The sequence below is a fragment of the Methylobacterium brachythecii genome, assembly GCF_014196345.1.
GTDB classification, from domain to species: Bacteria; Pseudomonadota; Alphaproteobacteria; order Rhizobiales; family Beijerinckiaceae; genus Methylobacterium; species Methylobacterium brachythecii.
This window is the reverse complement of sequence record NZ_JACIDN010000001.1, coordinates 231,630-245,731: the sequence shown is the minus strand read 5'-3', so window position 1 is coordinate 245,731 and position 14,102 is coordinate 231,630. Positions and strand designations below refer to the sequence as shown.

The 14,102-nt window shown below is 70.2% G+C and carries 19 protein-coding genes; 4 read left to right on the top strand and 15 right to left on the bottom strand.

Annotated elements, in window-relative coordinates; genetic code table 11:
• Positions 1-150 precede the first annotated feature (150 nt).
• From GGR33_RS01195 to GGR33_RS01155, 9 genes are all read right to left on the bottom strand, one after another.
• Entirely contained in the window at positions 151-1,035 is an 885-nt protein-coding gene (locus GGR33_RS01195) for a DUF2163 domain-containing protein (RefSeq protein WP_183501554.1), read from the bottom strand.
• Positions 1,036-1,137: 102 nt separating this feature from the next.
• Positions 1,138-1,779, bottom strand: a complete 642-nt coding sequence (locus tag GGR33_RS01190) for a DUF2460 domain-containing protein (RefSeq protein ID WP_183501553.1) — start codon at positions 1,777-1,779, stop codon at positions 1,138-1,140.
• A 151-nt stretch (positions 1,780-1,930) separates the two neighbouring features.
• Positions 1,931-2,506: a phage tail tape measure protein gene (locus GGR33_RS01185; protein ID WP_183501552.1), complete on the bottom strand. Its 576-nt coding sequence runs from the start codon at positions 2,504-2,506 to the stop codon at positions 1,931-1,933.
• Positions 2,507-2,513: 7 nt separating this feature from the next.
• On the bottom strand, positions 2,514-2,711 hold the full coding sequence (locus GGR33_RS01180) for a phage tail assembly chaperone (protein WP_183502113.1): 198 nt from the start codon (positions 2,709-2,711) through the stop codon (positions 2,514-2,516).
• The gene (locus GGR33_RS01175) at positions 2,708-3,055 is read right to left on the bottom strand and encodes a gene transfer agent family protein (RefSeq protein ID WP_183501551.1); all 348 of its coding nucleotides are present in this window, start codon (positions 3,053-3,055) and stop codon (positions 2,708-2,710) included. Before GGR33_RS01175 ends, GGR33_RS01180 begins: the two co-directional genes overlap by 4 nt.
• Positions 3,056-3,092: 37 nt before the next feature.
• A complete protein-coding gene (locus tag GGR33_RS01170; RefSeq protein WP_183501550.1) occupies positions 3,093-3,503 on the bottom strand; it encodes a phage major tail protein, TP901-1 family in 411 nt (136 codons plus the stop codon).
• Positions 3,504-3,571: 68 nt separating this feature from the next.
• Positions 3,572-3,988, bottom strand: coding sequence for a DUF3168 domain-containing protein (locus tag GGR33_RS01165; RefSeq protein ID WP_183501549.1), 417 nt, complete (start codon positions 3,986-3,988; stop codon positions 3,572-3,574).
• A complete protein-coding gene (locus GGR33_RS01160) occupies positions 3,985-4,323 on the bottom strand; it encodes a head-tail adaptor protein (RefSeq protein WP_183501548.1) in 339 nt (112 codons plus the stop codon). The genes GGR33_RS01165 and GGR33_RS01160 overlap by 4 nt, the downstream gene beginning before the upstream one ends.
• 113 nt (positions 4,324-4,436) lie before the next feature.
• Complete coding sequence (locus GGR33_RS01155; RefSeq protein WP_183501547.1) at positions 4,437-5,009, bottom strand: head-tail connector protein; 573 nt, start codon at positions 5,007-5,009, stop codon at positions 4,437-4,439.
• 203 nt (positions 5,010-5,212) lie between these two features.
• Between GGR33_RS01155 and GGR33_RS01150 the strand changes: the two genes are divergently transcribed.
• The 3 genes from GGR33_RS01150 to GGR33_RS01140 all read left to right on the top strand — a co-directional run bounded on the left by GGR33_RS01150 (position 5,213) and on the right by GGR33_RS01140 (position 7,396).
• Entirely contained in the window at positions 5,213-5,929 is a 717-nt protein-coding gene (locus GGR33_RS01150; protein ID WP_284212059.1) for a S1 family peptidase, read from the top strand.
• Positions 5,930-6,037: 108 nt separating this feature from the next.
• On the top strand, positions 6,038-6,883 hold the full coding sequence (locus GGR33_RS01145) for a S1 family peptidase (RefSeq protein ID WP_183501545.1): 846 nt from the start codon (positions 6,038-6,040) through the stop codon (positions 6,881-6,883).
• Between the two features lie 264 nt (positions 6,884-7,147).
• Positions 7,148-7,396, top strand: a complete 249-nt coding sequence (locus tag GGR33_RS01140) for a hypothetical protein (RefSeq protein ID WP_183501544.1) — start codon at positions 7,148-7,150, stop codon at positions 7,394-7,396.
• A 57-nt stretch (positions 7,397-7,453) separates the two neighbouring features.
• Here GGR33_RS01140 and GGR33_RS01135 read toward each other — a convergent pair whose 3' ends face one another.
• The 5 genes from GGR33_RS01135 to GGR33_RS01115 form a co-directional block, all read right to left on the bottom strand.
• Entirely contained in the window at positions 7,454-8,725 is a 1,272-nt protein-coding gene (locus tag GGR33_RS01135) for a phage major capsid protein (protein ID WP_183501543.1), read from the bottom strand.
• Between the two features lie 178 nt (positions 8,726-8,903).
• Positions 8,904-9,431, bottom strand: a complete 528-nt coding sequence (locus tag GGR33_RS01130; protein WP_183501542.1) for an HK97 family phage prohead protease — start codon at positions 9,429-9,431, stop codon at positions 8,904-8,906.
• A 79-nt stretch (positions 9,432-9,510) separates the two neighbouring features.
• On the bottom strand, positions 9,511-10,668 hold the full coding sequence (locus GGR33_RS01125; RefSeq protein ID WP_183501541.1) for a phage portal protein: 1,158 nt from the start codon (positions 10,666-10,668) through the stop codon (positions 9,511-9,513).
• Between the two features lie 134 nt (positions 10,669-10,802).
• Positions 10,803-12,107 carry a DNA-packaging protein gene (locus GGR33_RS01120; RefSeq protein WP_183501540.1) on the bottom strand — a complete coding sequence of 435 codons (1,305 nt, stop codon included), beginning with the start codon at positions 12,105-12,107 and terminating at the stop codon, positions 10,803-10,805.
• The gene (locus GGR33_RS01115; RefSeq protein WP_183501539.1) at positions 12,025-12,654 is read right to left on the bottom strand and encodes a hypothetical protein; all 630 of its coding nucleotides are present in this window, start codon (positions 12,652-12,654) and stop codon (positions 12,025-12,027) included. The genes GGR33_RS01120 and GGR33_RS01115 overlap by 83 nt, the downstream gene beginning before the upstream one ends.
• 473 nt (positions 12,655-13,127) lie before the next feature.
• Here GGR33_RS01115 and GGR33_RS01110 point away from each other — a divergent pair, with 473 nt between their 5' ends.
• Positions 13,128-13,343 (top strand): hypothetical protein, encoded by a 216-nt coding sequence (locus GGR33_RS01110; RefSeq protein WP_183501538.1) that lies wholly within the window; start codon positions 13,128-13,130, stop codon positions 13,341-13,343.
• 102 nt (positions 13,344-13,445) lie between these two features.
• Here the strand turns inward: GGR33_RS01110 and GGR33_RS01105 are convergent, their stop codons facing one another.
• A complete protein-coding gene (locus GGR33_RS01105; RefSeq protein ID WP_284212062.1) occupies positions 13,446-14,099 on the bottom strand; it encodes a DUF1345 domain-containing protein in 654 nt (217 codons plus the stop codon).
• Positions 14,100-14,102 lie beyond the last annotated feature (3 nt).

Genomic DNA, 14,102 nt, shown 5'->3' with positions numbered 1-14,102 from the left:
GCCCTTTCCCCTCTGCGGGAGAGGGTGGCCCCTACGTCAGCAGGGGTCGGGAGAGGGGAGCGCCATCTCCGGCGTGATGTGAGCCGTCCCCTCTCCCGCCTCGCATCCGCGAGGCATCCTCCCCCGCAGAGGAGGGAGGGTTTTGAAGGCTCACCGAAACAGGCTCCCGCCATCGAGCGCAGTGTTCGATCCAGGTGCCGGGCGGATGACGAAGTCATTGCCCGGCATGTGCGGAAAGCCCTGGAAGTTCAGGCTGTTCGCGAACTTCTCGCGACAGGTCGAGAAGCGCTTGTCACAGCCGGCCGTGAGCATGAAGGCGTCGCCCGGCGCAACCTCGCGGGCTGGCGGCTGCCAGAGGTCGAGGGCGCCGTAACGTCCCTGTGCCCGCACGCCGGCATCGAGCCCGGTATTGGCGCCGGAGGTCCAGCGTAGACGGCCGCCCGCAAACCAACCCTCGGCGAAGCTGCCATCGAGCGTGACGGTCAAACGGCTCGGCCCCGCCATGGCGATGACCGTCCCGCCCGTTCGCCAGCGCGGATCGTCGAGGTCGATGCCGCAGCGGGGCTCACCGAGTTCGGCGTCGCAGGTGGCGCGGTAGAGGCGGCCCTGCTCGATATCGAGCTGTTGCATCAGCCCGCGCAGCTCCGCCACGAAGGCCGTGCCGGCGCGGCGGATCTCGCCGATGGTGGCGACGTCGAGGAGCAGGCGGGCCTCCGGCATGCTCCAATCGACCAGCCAGGTTTCGACGCTAGCGCCGTCGTAGAGCCCGGCGGTGATGTCGTCGGGCGCGATCCCCGCCGAGCTGAGCGCCCCCGCCACATCGCCGCCGCCCACCGCGAAGCCGAGTTCGGCGCTCGCCTCGGCCGCCTCCAGGCCGGTGCGGGCGGCGTAGGTCAGGCCGTCGATGACGAGATCGCGGTCATGGTCGGTGAAGCCGAGGGCCAGGCCGTCGCGGCGCGTGAGCGACCAGCAATGGCACAAAGTCGTCGCGCCCTCTTCGAGGCGCGCGGCGAGGGCGGCGGGGATGTCTCGCATGGCGGCTCCGGCGGAATGAGTCCAAAACCCGCCCCCTCATCCCGCGATGCTGCGAAGCAGCCTCAGTATGAGGAGGTTGGCCGGGATGAGATTTGTCCGGCCCTACGGCACGATCTCGACGAGCGGCACCTTCGGAACCTCGCCGGCGGTGAACGCGGCGAGGTCGATGACGAGGTCGTCCGTGTCGAAGCGGACGGGCACGTCGAATTCGTAGCCGGCGGTCACGGTGGCTCCGGGCGCGGGGACGGACGAGGCGGCGAAGGTTACGAGCCCGGTCGTCGCATCACAGACGAAGTCGGCCGGCGGCACCTCGATGCCGTCGACGGCGATCCGCACGCTGCCGGCGACCGGCTTCTGGATGGCGCGACGATAGGGTGTCGGGCCGCTGCCATAGGTCTTGGCCAGGGCGAAGATGGTGGTGCTGCCGTCACCGGTGCCGAGGGGCTGGTCGGTGGGGCCCGGTGCGGTGCTCGGCGGCGCGGAGCGGAAATCGACCCGGTCGCGATAGCGGAAGCCGTAGAGTCGCCCCCGCCGTTCTTCGAAGAAGGCGAGCACGGTGTGGAGCGCGTCGAGCGTGCGGATGCCGAGGCCGGCATCGTAACGCCGCCGCGAGTCCGCCCAGCGGCTGTTGCGATGCTCGCGGCCCGAGGCCAGCGTCACGATCTCGGTGAGCCGGCTCGGGCCGCCGCTGCCGCGCAGGGCCACGTCGAGGGGGAAGCGGGCCTCGTGGAAGTCGCTGGGCATGGTGTGTCACCTGTTCGCGGCGATCTCGGCGCGTCTTCCCTCATCCTTGCGGGGAGGGATCGAGGATGGGGGTGGTTCCGCTTGGTTTCCCCAGGCAGGCGGAACCACACCCACCTCCAACTCCTCCCGGCAAGGCGAGGAGAGCCCACGCTCACAACGCACGTCTGCCCCGCGCGACCGCCCGCGCCAGGCTCGCGGCCACCTGCGCCTCGGATCTCCGAAAACTCTCGGCGTCAGGCGTGGCGATGCTGATGCTGACCGAGACCGGCCGCTCCCCGGCAGAGGCGACGCCGAGGCGGCCGTCGCTGCCGCGCTGGAGGGGGAGGATGGCCTCGGGGCCGGCCTCGCCCATCAGGCCAGTGCCGCCCTGCATCGGAAAATAGGTCGGCGCGGCGACGATGCCGCCGCTGGCGAAGGGCCGCACCCGGCCGGCGGCGATGACGCCGCCCTTGGCGAAGGCGCTGGTGCCGGCATCGACGGCGTTGCCGAGAAGGCCCTTCACCAGGCTCGCCAACCCCTTGGTCACCGGGGTCAGCGCCGCCTTCAGGGCGATGCTCGACAGCTTGGTGGCGAGCGTGCCGAGCACACCGTCGAGCTGGCGCCCAGCATTGAGGTTGGTGGTGAGCGCGCTCGACAGGCTCTGCCCGAATTTTTTGGAGAGCTGGTCGAGCGTCTCGAGCTGCTTGGCGCGGTCCGCATTGGCGCGGTCGGGATCGGTGTCGGCCATAATGCTCTCACGGGTCGGGGAAGGCGGCGAGCAGGCGGTCGAGGTCGGCCCGGCCCGCGGCGGGGGAGGCCTTCAGGCCCGCGGCTGCAGCGAGTTCGCGCGGCGTCGCGGACCAGAACGTCGTTGGGGTCCAGCGCAGGGCGTGCAGCCCGAGCGCCAGGGCGTCGTCCCACGGAAAGGCGAAGGCGGCAGCCTCCGAAGTCAGGCCCTCCGTGGCACGCGAGGGTCCGGCGGTGCGTCCGCTTCGCCGAAAGCGGCGAACAGGGCTTCGCCGAGGGCGGTTGCCACGGCAGAAAAGTCGCCTGCCAACGGCAGCCGGGCCACCGCCGCATCGTCGAGATCGTGCCCACCCCCGCGCAGTGCCGCACCGAGCAGAGTGATGACGTCGTGGGCCGAGAGCCGGCCACTCGAAAAACGCTCGGCCAGGCCGACGACGTCGCCAGCCTGGAAGGCGTCTTCCAGCTCGGCCAGCGCGCCGAGGGTGAGGCAGAGCGTGTAGCGCTCAGCCCCGAAGGTGAGCGGCACCTCGCCGCGTTTGCGGTTGGGCATCGGGTGCTCCGGATTTTTGGGATGGGGTGTGTTTGGCTCAGAGCGCCGTGAAGCTCAGCGGCCCGGCGGAATCGAGCGCCATGTCGAAGGTGACCTCGCCGGCATGGTCGCCGCGGTATTCGAGGCTGCTGATCTGGAAGAGGCCTTCGATGGTGCCGAAGGATGGGACCACGATCTGATAGCCGTCGATCACCCCGTCGAAGAAGCTTTGGCGCAGCCGTGCATCCGAGGCCTCGTCGCGAAACACGCCCGAGCCGGAGATGGAGGCCCGGCGCGCGCCTGCTCCGGCGAGAAGCTCTCGCCAGCGCCCTGCGGAATCCGCGTTGGTGATGTCGACGGTCTCGGCGTTGAAGGCGATCTGCCGGGCGCGCAGGCCGGCCACCGCCACGTATCCACCGGCGCCGTCTCCGGCCCGGATGAGCAGGTCCTTGCCTTTCTGGGCGGTCATGATGGGCTCCGGTGCTTGATGGTTCGGAGCCGTCATTGCGAGGCGAGGTCGAAGCAATGACGGTGGGGTTAGTTGGTGAGGACCTCGGTGACGGCCTTCACGGTCACCGTTGCGTGGATCTCGCTGGTGGCCTCGTCGCGGTGAGTGGTGACCGCGTCGACGCGGAGCGAGACCAGGGCGTGGCCGGCGAGCGTGAGGGCAACGTCGTCGAGCAACGCGGCGATGCGCTCGGCGGCGTCGAGGGCGGAGCGGGTCGAGCCGCGCTTGCCGAACACGGTGACGGCGAGGCTGACGCGGTGGCGCCGCGCGCCGTCGACGGAATCGTCGCGGGCCTCGCCGTCACCGAAGACGGCGTAGACCGGGACCGCGCCGAACGGTGGCTCGTCGTGCAGCCGCAACGCGCCGCCCATCGCCTGCGCGATCACGGTGTCCCCTTCGAGCGCTGCGAGGATGGCGGCGCGCAGCGGCAGCAGCGGGCTCGTCATGCCGTCTCTCCCGAAAGCTCCTCGACCTCGCAGACGAGATCGCGGCGGCAGCCGTCCGGGTCGGCGGCGGAGCGGATGGCGAAGCGGCGCGGGCCGGCGGCGAGCCGCATCTCGGACGAGATACCGGGGCGCCAGCGCAGGCCGACGCGGTAGACGATCACGCTGTCCTCGCGGCCGTTGCTGCGCCGCGCGTCGGCCTCGGCGCGTTCGAGCGAACCCCAGAGCACCGCACCGGCTACGTAGCGGCGAAGGCTGCCGCCGAAACCGTCCGGCTGATCGAGGGGCGTTTCGAGCACGAAGCGTCGCCGCCGCGCGCCGATGGGCGCATGGGTCATGGCAGATCTCCGGTGATGGGCGGTGTGTCTCCTCCCCCCGCGGGGGGAGATGGCCGCGAAGCGGACGGAGAGGGCGGCGGTCCGTTTCGGCGGCGGGGGCCGGCGAGTTCCGTCTAGACGCGCATCATCCGATGCTGCGCGACCAGCTCGGCGACGGCCGGCGGCGGCGCGAGCGGCTTGCCGGGGACGCCGTCCCCGCGGTTCTCGTACCAATCGGCGACGGTCATGCGGATCGCCTGGGCGAGGGGAGCCGGGACAGCCGGCCCGTCGCCGCCGCAGCCCGCGGTGACCTCGATCAGGGCGGCCTTGCGCATCAGAAGCGGCACGGACGGATCGACGAGCAGGCAGGGCGCCTCCCACGGGTCGGGGCCGATTCGCAGCAGGCCGGGATCGATCTCCTCGACGACGGCGTCCGCGCCGACGATCCCGGCCCGCGTCACCGCGACGAGCGGGCTGAGCGGCAAAGGCAGCACGCCGCCGGCCGCCCAGGCGGTCAGCATCAGCCGGAAACGGGCCGGCCGGACGAGCCGGCGCGTCGCCGCCTCGACGCTGGCGCGGGCGGCGGTGACGAGACTGCCGATCAGGCCATCCTCGCTGCCGTCGTCACCGTCGAGGCGCAGGTAGCCGCGCATCTCGGCGAGGCTCACCGGCTCGACGCCGAACTCCTCGACGCGTATCGGGGTCATGCTTCACCTCCCGCAGAGATGCTTTTTGGATGCGCAGAGCGCTCTTCGGCCGATCCCATCCCCGCGCTCGTCCCGGGGTGCCGCAGCGGAGCGGAGGCCTCGAAGGAGGGCTCCAGGGATCGCTGCGCCTGCTGGAGCCTTCCTTCGAGGCACGGCTTCGCCGAGCCCCTCGGGATGAGGAGGGGGGTTGGAGTACCCGGCGCGTGTTGCTCGGGTTTTGCGCATTGCTGTTCACCGCCGGCCCCGCCGCCGCCATCACCGGAGGCCGCGAGGCACCGGATTCGGCCGAGGCGCGCTCCTCCGTCATGGTGCTGACCTCGAAGGGGGGGGCCTGCACCGGCGTCGTGGTGGCGCGCGATGCCGTGCTCACCGCAGGCCATTGCGTGCAGGGTTTCGCCGAAAACCGCGTCCATTTTCGCGACGAGGCGGGTAAGCCCGTTCTCCTCGAGGTCGCGGCCCGTGCGGTCCATCCGGGCTACGATCCCGATGCGATCCGCGGGCGCACCCGCTCTATCGATCTCGCCCTGCTGCGCTCGCGCGAGCCGCTGCCGGCCCGGTTCACGCCCGCCGCCCTGAGCGATGCCATGCCGGGCCAGGGCCAGTCCCTCATCTTCGGCGGCTACGGCGCAGTGCGCGGCGACGATTTCCGCTCCACCGGCAAGTTCCGCCTCGTCGAACTCCCGGTGGTCGAGCCGCACGGACCGAGCCGCATCCTGGTCTGGCTGCACGCGGCGAAAGCCGGCGGCTGCAACGGCGATTCCGGCGGCCCGATCTCGGACGGGGCCGGCGTGCTCGCCGTCGCCGCCTGGGTCCAGAAGGTGTGCGGCGGCCTCACGCAGGGCGTGCTGGTCGGCCCCCAGCGCGGCTGGATCGACCGGACGCTGGCAACCTGGGGCAGCACCGCGCGCTGGTCGCGCTGAGTGCCGCAGGATTCTGCTTCAGGGAACTCCAGCTTGGCCGGGGCATTGCCTTCGGCTAGCTTGGGCGCCCGAAGGTTTCGAGGCGCGCCGGGCGCTGGAGACAAGACCATGGTCGCAGGTCCCGTCCGTGCCGCGCTCGCCGGCGCCGTCCTCGGGCTCGTTCCCCTCTCCGCCCAGGCGGTGGTGCAGGGTCAGGTCAGCCGCGATCCCGACGGGTTGCGCGCCTCGGTGGTGCGCATCGAGAGCACCTCCGGCGAGATCTGCTCCGGCACCCTGATCTCGCAAGATCTCGTGCTGACCGCGGCCCACTGCGTGCAGCATCAGGCCGGATACAGCGTCGTGGTGGTCGACCCGTCCTTCCGCCAGCGCCGCATCCCGGCGCTGGCGGCCACCACCCATCCCGATTTCGTGCCCGGCACCTCGCCGGAGGACCAGCCCGGCATCGACCTGGCGATGCTGAAGCTGGCGCAACCCGTCGGCCCCGGCTTCCGCCCGCTCAATCCGAGCGGCAACGGCTCCATCGACTCGGGCGACGGTGTCGACATCGCCGGCTTCGGCGTGGTGGCCGAGAACAAGCGCGGCACCGCGCGCACCCTGCGTACCGCGCGCCTCGTCTCGATCGGCTCGCTCCAGGTCGCCAACCGGGTCACGGTGGTGACCGACGCGCACCGGCTCGCCGAGACCGCGGGCGCGGGCGCCTGCCTCGGCGATTCCGGCGGGCCGATCCTGCGCAACGGCCGGATGGTCGGCGTGGTGAGCTGGTCAAGCGGCGCCATGCGCCAGGACAAGCGCGCCCGCACCGCCTGCGGCGGCTTCACCGCCGTCACACCCACCGGCGAGCATGCGAGCTGGATCTCGGCCCGCGCCTCGCAAATGGAGGCGATGGAGACCAGCGAGGCCTCCCGGCCGACGACGGAATGGGCGGCCAAACCGGGCCGCCGCCGGGCGCGCTGAGCGCCTTTCGGCGAGGACCGAGGACAGGTTTCAGTCGAAGAACTAGGCGGGCTCAGCGCAGATCGCGCAGCCAAATCGAGACGGTTGTCGTGAGGTCGTTCAGCGTTAGCCGACAGGTTTCCGCCTTCATCAAAAGTTGTATGGCCGAAACCTCTCCCGCTCTACGGCAACCTCGACTGTCTAAAAGACAACATTCCTGCCATTGATCAAATCGTAAGCATTAAAATGCAATAATCGGCCTGCCTCGAAGAGAAGACAGCCGCCATGAGCAAATGGGTTCCTGCCGTCGCCCTGATCGGGCTGGTCTGCATCATGGTGCTGCCGACCCCGGGCGTGCTCGGGATCGCGATCGGAACCTGCTGTCTCCTCGCCATCATCGTCTCGGCGGTGACGCTGTTCTTCGAGCGGATCTTCAGCAGCGTGACGAAGCCCGTAACCGACGCGCTTCGCCGGATGGCAAAGCCGAAGAAGCGCTACGTGCATGGAGGCTCGGGGATGGGCCGCAAGCGCTAAATCACGGAGGGCGCCGCCTTTCCGAACTCGGAAAGACGGCGTGAGGCCCCGCGATGGTCAGGCGAACTTCAACAGCTTGATCGCGTCGAAATCCTGCACGCCGCCGCCGACGCGCTTCGTCGTGTAGAACAGCACGTAGGGCTTGGCGGAGTAGGGGTCGCGCAGCGTCCGCAAGCCCGTGCGATCCACCACCAGATAGCCGCGCTTGAAGTCGCCGAAGGCGATCGACAGGCTGCCGGCGCCGATGTCCGGCATCGCCTCGGCTTCCGCCACGGGAAAGCCCATCAGCGTCGCCGACCGGTCCGCCGCGCTCGGCGGCTGCCAGAGGTAGTTGCCGTCTGCATCCTTGAACTTGCGGATCGTGCTCTGCACGCGGCGGTTCATGACGAAGCTGGCGTTCTGGCGGTAGCCGGCGCGCAGGGCATAGATCAGGTCGAACAGCACGTCGGCCGGGTTGCTCGCCGGGAAGGCGGAGGCCGTGCCGGTGCCGAGGAAGCCGATCTTGGCGGGCACCCAGGAGGCGTTCGCCACGGTGTCGTAGGCGAGGAAACCGTGCGGACGGCCGATGCCGTCGCCGGTGACGAAGGCCACGCTCTCCTGCTCGGCGAAGACGTCCTCGACCTCCGCCGAGAGCCAAGCGTCGATGTCGACCACGGCGTCGTCGAGCAGCGTCTGCGTCGCCGCCGGCATGGCGTAGAGCTCCATGGCCGGGAAGCTCAGTTCCAGCAGGTTCGGCGAATCCGTCTGCGGCCGCGCCGCCGTCTCTGCGACCCAGCCCGCGGCCGGGCCGGTGGGCGAGAAGGCACGCTTGTAAAGGCCGCCGGAGATGGTCTGCACGGTGGCCAGCGCCCGGATCGGCGAGATCTGCGCCAGCCGGCGCAGCACCTCGCGCTCGATCGTTGCCGGCACGAGATAGCCGCCATCCGGCCCTGAGCCGACGGAGAGCGCCTTCTCCTCCAGCCGCTTGAGGCCGGCGCTCTCGCCAGCACGAACATAAAGATCGAAGGCCGCCTTGTGCTCGGTCCCCGCGGTATCGCGCGGGGCGCCGTCCGGGCCGGCCAGCGGCGGTCGGGCGCGGTCGAGGCTGATCCGGTCGAGCCGGCTGCGGGCCTGGTCGAGGGCCATGTCGATACGGGCGAGTTTTTCCTCGGTGAGCACGTCGGCCGAGAGCCGGGTCTCGATCTCGCCGAGGCGGGTATCGTTGGCCTGCTTGAAGGCTTCGAAGGCTCGGGCGAAGTCCTCCAATGCGGCATCGACGGTGCCGGTAGCGGCCTTGTTCTCGGTGACGGGATGGGCAGATTTGGTTTCGATGGGGCTGTGTGCGGTCATGGGTGTCCTCGACGGTTGAAGGAATTCACTGAAGGCGCCGCACATCGCCTCGCCCTGCTTGCGGGGCGAGGGCTGTGACGACCCCGTCGTCGTCACAGCGAGGCGGCAGCCGAAGGTGAGGGGGCCGCGCGGGAGAGGCTCATCCAGAGACGCCCCCTCACCGTCGCTTCGGCTTCGCCTACGCTCGCCGCCGACCCGACGAGGGGTCGACGGCCCTCTCCCCGCGTGCGGGGAGAGGGCATCGCGGCGGCTCTCGCATCCGCCGCGCCTGGGCCCGCAGGTTCTCCGCGAGATCGGTCGAGGCCTTCGCCAGCACCCGCGCGCCGGGCTGGAGCGGGAAGGTCACCAGCGAAACCTCCCAGAGATCGACGGCGACGAGTTTTCGCCCGCCCCGCTCCGGGCTCGCCTTCACCACGCGAAACCCGATGGAGAGCCCATCGAGGCCGCCCTCGCGCATCAGTGCATCGACTTCTCGAGCGCGCTGCACGGCGAGGTTCAATCGCCCCTCGACGCGAAGCCCATGGGCATCCTCGGCGAGCGAAAGCCAGCGCCCGATCGGCTCGGCCGGATCGTGCTGCCAGAGCATCCGCACCCCGGTCGCGCCGCGCTTGGCGAGGCTCGCGGTGAAGGCGCCCGGCACGACCGTGTCGCGCCCGAGATCGGGCATGCCGAACACGCTGGCGTAGCCGGCAAAATGGCCATCCATGGGGGATCTCTGGTGATGGGGATGGGGTTCAAGCGCGCCCGTCATTTCGAGCGCAGCGAAGCAATGACGGTGGGAGGGGTCAGGCGTCCGGCATCGTTGCCGGATACCCCACCGCCTGCCGCTTCTCGCCGACCGAAAGGAAATCCGCCGCCCCGACACGCCGCCAAAGCGATTCCCGCTCGGAGGCCAGCGCCTCGATGGCGTCGAGGTCGGGCTCCAGGCGGGCCGGGCCGAAGGCGGGTTCCAGCCAGGCGGCGATGGAATCGCCGGTGCGGCGGACCAGCGGCACGATGGTCTGGCGGTAGAAGGCGCGGTTGGCCTCGGCGTAGTTGGCGTGGGTGTTGTCGCCCGGCAGGCCGAGCAGAAGGGGCGGCACGCCGAAGGCCAACGCGATCTCGCGGGCGGCCGACGCTTTGGCCTCCACGAAATCCATTTCCTTCGGCGACAGTGCCAGTGGGCGCCAGTCGAGGCCGCCGTCGAGGAGGAGCGGGCGGCCCGCATTGCCCGCGCCTTGGTAGTTGGCTTCCAGCTCACTCTTGAGCCGGCTGAACTGCGCGTCGCTCAGGGCCGCGCCGCTGGAGGGTGCGAAGACCAGGGCGCCGGAGGGCCGGGCGGCGTTGTCGAGGAGCGCCTTGTGCCAGGCGCCGGCCGCATTGTGGATGTCGAGCGAAACGGCAGCCGCCTCCATCGGCGAGAGCCCATAATGGTCGTCGACCGGGTTGAACTGCGCGAGGTGCAGGATCGGCGGCAGCGGGCCAGACTGCTCGTAGCGGACGGTGCGGCCGCCGGCGGTGTAGTCGTAGGCGCCAACCCAGCCATCGGGGCCCGGAACGGCGCGCATCCGGTCGGGGCGAAGGCCGAACAGTTCGCGGGGCATGCCGTCGAGCCCGATCGCTTCGATGTAGGCGTTTCCCGAGACCATCAGGTGCCCATAGACGCCCTCCAGGAAGCGGGCGCCGCCCTCGCGTGGGTTCGGTCGGCCCAGCAGGGCAAGCAGCGGATGCGCGTCGTCGGCCCCGTTCAGCATCAGGGGCAGGGAGGCGGCGGTTTCGGCGACGAGGCGCACGGCACGGTGCGCGACGGCGTTGCGAGTATAGCCCTCACGGGCGAAGGCCGCCGGCTCGCGGGCCGACCAGACCGGGCGACCCTCGCCGTAGAAGGCGACCGTGGTCGGGGCGGCCTTGGTGGCGGGGGCGTAGCCGGCGGCCTGGGCGAGGCGGGTGAGGAGGTTGGGCATGGCGGCTCCCGCTCTCCTCCCCCTTGCCGGGGAGGAGTTGGAGGTGGGGGTGGTGCAGGATCGAGCGCGGCGGTGCCTTCTGGGCGACTCCCACCCCTTCCCCTTCCCGCAAGGGGGAGGGGACCAGCGTAGCGCTACAACACCCGCACCCGCGGCTCGGCCGGGGGCGTCAGCATGAGATGCGTCAGTGCCCAGACCAGGGCGTCGAGCCGGTCGGGCGAGGCACCGGTCGAGAGACCGCCGGGGCCGAAATCGCAGAGTTCATCTTCCAGCGCCGGCATGGCGCCGACATGGCGGACACGGCCCTGCGCATAGAGCAGCGAGACCGGCTCGGCTCGCAGGTACTTTCCGCGCGTCGCCCGTACGGACGTGACCGGCACCGACGCATCGAGTTCGGCGAGAATGGTCGAGACCATCTCACCGCCCTGGTTCACCTCGACGACGAGGGCGTCGGCCCGAAGCCGGTGATAGAGCGCCAGGGCCGCACCGGCCCACAGCTCCGGCGGGGCCTGTTTCACGGTGGCGTCGGCGATGACATAGGCTGCGCCGTCTGGGCCGAGCCCGGCGGCGACGATCCCGCAGGCATCAGCTCCGGCGCGGGAGGAGACCGGCGGGTCCACCGCCACCACCAGCCGCATCAGGACGGGCGCCACCGCGACGCGGGCCGCCTCGATGGTCTCGCGGGTCCAGAGCGCGTCGGGCCGGTCCTCGATCAGCTCGCCGTCGAGCTCCTGCCGCCCGAGGCGAGTTCCGGCATAGCGGCCGACCACGGTCTCCAGGAAATCCGGCGCGAGGTTTCGGGCGTTGTCGGCGGTGCGGGCGCGGGTCACCACCGTACGCGGGTCCGTCAGCAATCGACGCAGGAGGGGAATCGGCCTCGGTGTCGTCGTCACCAACCCGCGTGGACAAGTACCGAGGCGCAGGCCAAACTGAATCATGTCGAAGGCGGCATCGGCATAGCGCCATTTCGCTACCTCGTCGGACCAGGCGGCGCCGAATTGCGGACCGCGCAAGGAATCCGGTTCCTCGGCGGAGAAGGCCAGCGCCACCGCGCCGTTGGCGAAAGCGAGCCGGCGCCGCGAGGGCTGCCAGAGCGGGCGCGCACTGCCACGAAGTGGCAACGAGAGGAGGCCGGACGGCCCCTCGATCATCACGTCGCGCACGTCGGCATAGGTCTCGCCGACCAGCGCGATGCGACCGACCGGCTCGGGCGTCAGGCACGGATCGCCCAGCGCGAGGCCACGCACCCATTCGGCGCCGGCACGGGTCTTTCCCGAGCCACGCCCGCCGATGAAGGCCCAGGTCGTCCAGTCGCCGGGCGGTGGGAGCTGGTCGTCGCGGGCGAGGTGCAGCCAGTCATGGACGAGCGCCTCCAGGTGCTCCGGCGGCAGGCTCTCCAGGAAGGCCTGCAGGGTGCCCGCCTGCCGCGAACGCCTCATAGCGTCGCGCGAGATCCGCGCGGAGGGCGGCGAGATCCGGCAGGGGCTCTCCATCCGTGTCTCCGACGGCATCCAGTGGGCGTGGGGTCGAGAGGTCGTCGAGAAGGCGCTTGAGGCCGCCGACGTCGCGCAGGAGCCGCGCGGTGTCGTCGGCCGGTCCGGCTTTGTGCAGTCTGTCGTCGAGGGCCACGATCTGGCGGGCGATGTGGCCGCGCAGGGCCGCGTTCAGATCCGCGAGGTCCGGCGTGCCCGGCGCCTGCGTGGGGAGGGCCTGCACGGCCGTGAGCCCGCAGGCGAGCATCAGAATGCCGGCATCGTCGCGCTTGACCCCCATCGCTTCGGCGAGATCGCCCGGATCGAGGTCGCCGCGCCCGAGCAGCCGGGCAGCCGCACTGACGCGCCTCTTCGTCCAGTTGCGTGGATTGGCTTCGAACTGTGGGGCTCGCGTCCTGGGGCGGATGCGCGCCTGCCGGTTCCAGAGCTTCACCGTCGTCGGGGGTACGCCGGTCTGCTGGGCGATCGCGGCCATGCTGAGATCGGTGTCCACCAGCAGGGCTAAGACGCGTTGGCGTATCTCCGGGGCGTGAGAACTCCGGAATGCCATCGCCGCCCCCGCCGTCTCGTCACACCTCTGGAACGTTCATGATTTGTACTGGAGGAGCGTCGCGCTGTCAATCCTAAAATTCCTACTGAAGGAATTTATCGCGATCCGGGGCCGAGCGAAAGTGGCGGACCGGAACCCGTAGCGCGAAACGCGGCTCGGTCCGCCACCCGTTCGGCTTCGCGTGAACGAGACCGGAGCGGTCCCGCCTTAAGAGCCCCCACAGGCCGCCGCCGCAATGGGTAGAGATTACGGCTGTCGGCATTTCGGGAAGCGTGCGGCGGGGCACATCCTCCCGCCGACGGGGATGCGAAGGTCGAATCCTGAACATCAGCCGACAGTCGATCTCACCGCCCGTTCAAGCGGAGGCGGCGAGGATTGCCAAGCACAGAGATCCCGCAAGGGAAAGGAGCGACCCGATGGAAACCGAAGCCCTCGAACGACCCGCCGATCTCGCCATCTGGCCCGCCTTCGCCGAAGGCGCCGCGCAAGCGGTCTCGACGCATTACGCCAGCCTTCGCGAAGCGCTCGCCGCCGCGGCCCGCGTGCTGGCGGATTCGTCCCGGCAGCCCTGGATCGTCACCGAAGACGGCGAGATGCTCGCCCCGATCGCGATCCGCGGCTATCTGAACTGATTGTTCGAGGAGCCTTCGGCCTCGTCCGAAGGTGGGTGAGCGCAGCGGAAGGCGCCCGACCCTCGGGCAAGTCGAGGTCGCGGCCACGCTGCAGCCGGCCATTCAATGCTGAGCGAAGCCGGCCGCCATATTGATGGCGAGGGCCAGGATGCTCGTGTTGAAGAAATACGCGTAAACCGTCTGCACCGTCGCGATGCGGCGCATCCGCTTCGACGTGATGTCGGTGTCGGAGGTCTGCGACGTCGCGCCGATCGTCACGGAGAAATACAGGAAATCCCAGAAGTCCGGCTTGGTGTCGCCGTTGAAATCCAGTCCGCCGCGACTGCCGTAGTCTTCGTCAGACCCGTAATAGACGTGAGCATAGTGGATCGTGAAGACGATCTGCACGAAGACCCAGGTGCAGACCATCGTGGCGGCCGCCAGGACGAGGTGGGCCACCTTGTCGGCGTCGTGCTCCCGCTGACCGAAGACCAGCATGGCGACGGAGCCGATGCTTGCCGCCGCAGCCAGGATGGCGAAGAGCGAGATCACCAGCGCGCTGTCGTCGAGCCGCGAGGCCTCGCGGCGAAGGGCATCGTGCGAGCCAGTGGAGGCCTGCCAGGTCACCAGGGTCACGTAGATGACGACGCCGGCGCACCAGCCGACGAGCAGACGCGTCCAGATCGACGCGAAGGGCAAAGCTGCCGCCAGGACGATCGCGACGACGATCGCGCCGAGGAGGCGCGGACGCATCCAGAATGCCCGGACCGGGTTCACGGA

Coding starts and splice junctions, on each gene's coding strand:
- GGR33_RS01145 (WP_183501545.1), top strand. CDS start 6,038: ATGGTCGCAGGTCCCGTCCGTGCCGCGCTCGCCGGCGCCGTCCTCGGG.
- GGR33_RS01165 (WP_183501549.1), bottom strand. CDS start 3,988: ATGACGAGCCCGCTGCTGCCGCTGCGCGCCGCCATCCTCGCAGCGCTC.
- GGR33_RS01135 (WP_183501543.1), bottom strand. CDS start 8,725: ATGACCGCACACAGCCCCATCGAAACCAAATCTGCCCATCCCGTCACC.
- GGR33_RS01140 (WP_183501544.1), top strand. CDS start 7,148: ATGAGCAAATGGGTTCCTGCCGTCGCCCTGATCGGGCTGGTCTGCATC.
- GGR33_RS01170 (WP_183501550.1), bottom strand. CDS start 3,503: ATGACCGCCCAGAAAGGCAAGGACCTGCTCATCCGGGCCGGAGACGGC.
- GGR33_RS01175 (WP_183501551.1), bottom strand. CDS start 3,055: ATGCCCAACCGCAAACGCGGCGAGGTGCCGCTCACCTTCGGGGCTGAG.
- GGR33_RS01125 (WP_183501541.1), bottom strand. CDS start 10,668: ATGCCCAACCTCCTCACCCGCCTCGCCCAGGCCGCCGGCTACGCCCCC.
- GGR33_RS01195 (WP_183501554.1), bottom strand. CDS start 1,035: ATGCGAGACATCCCCGCCGCCCTCGCCGCGCGCCTCGAAGAGGGCGCG.
- GGR33_RS01110 (WP_183501538.1), top strand. CDS start 13,128: ATGGAAACCGAAGCCCTCGAACGACCCGCCGATCTCGCCATCTGGCCC.
- GGR33_RS01160 (WP_183501548.1), bottom strand. CDS start 4,323: ATGACCCATGCGCCCATCGGCGCGCGGCGGCGACGCTTCGTGCTCGAA.
- GGR33_RS01120 (WP_183501540.1), bottom strand. CDS start 12,107: ATGAGGCGTTCGCGGCAGGCGGGCACCCTGCAGGCCTTCCTGGAGAGC.
- GGR33_RS01185 (WP_183501552.1), bottom strand. CDS start 2,506: ATGGCCGACACCGATCCCGACCGCGCCAATGCGGACCGCGCCAAGCAG.
- GGR33_RS01155 (WP_183501547.1), bottom strand. CDS start 5,009: ATGACCCCGATACGCGTCGAGGAGTTCGGCGTCGAGCCGGTGAGCCTC.
- GGR33_RS01190 (WP_183501553.1), bottom strand. CDS start 1,779: ATGCCCAGCGACTTCCACGAGGCCCGCTTCCCCCTCGACGTGGCCCTG.
- GGR33_RS01130 (WP_183501542.1), bottom strand. CDS start 9,431: ATGGATGGCCATTTTGCCGGCTACGCCAGCGTGTTCGGCATGCCCGAT.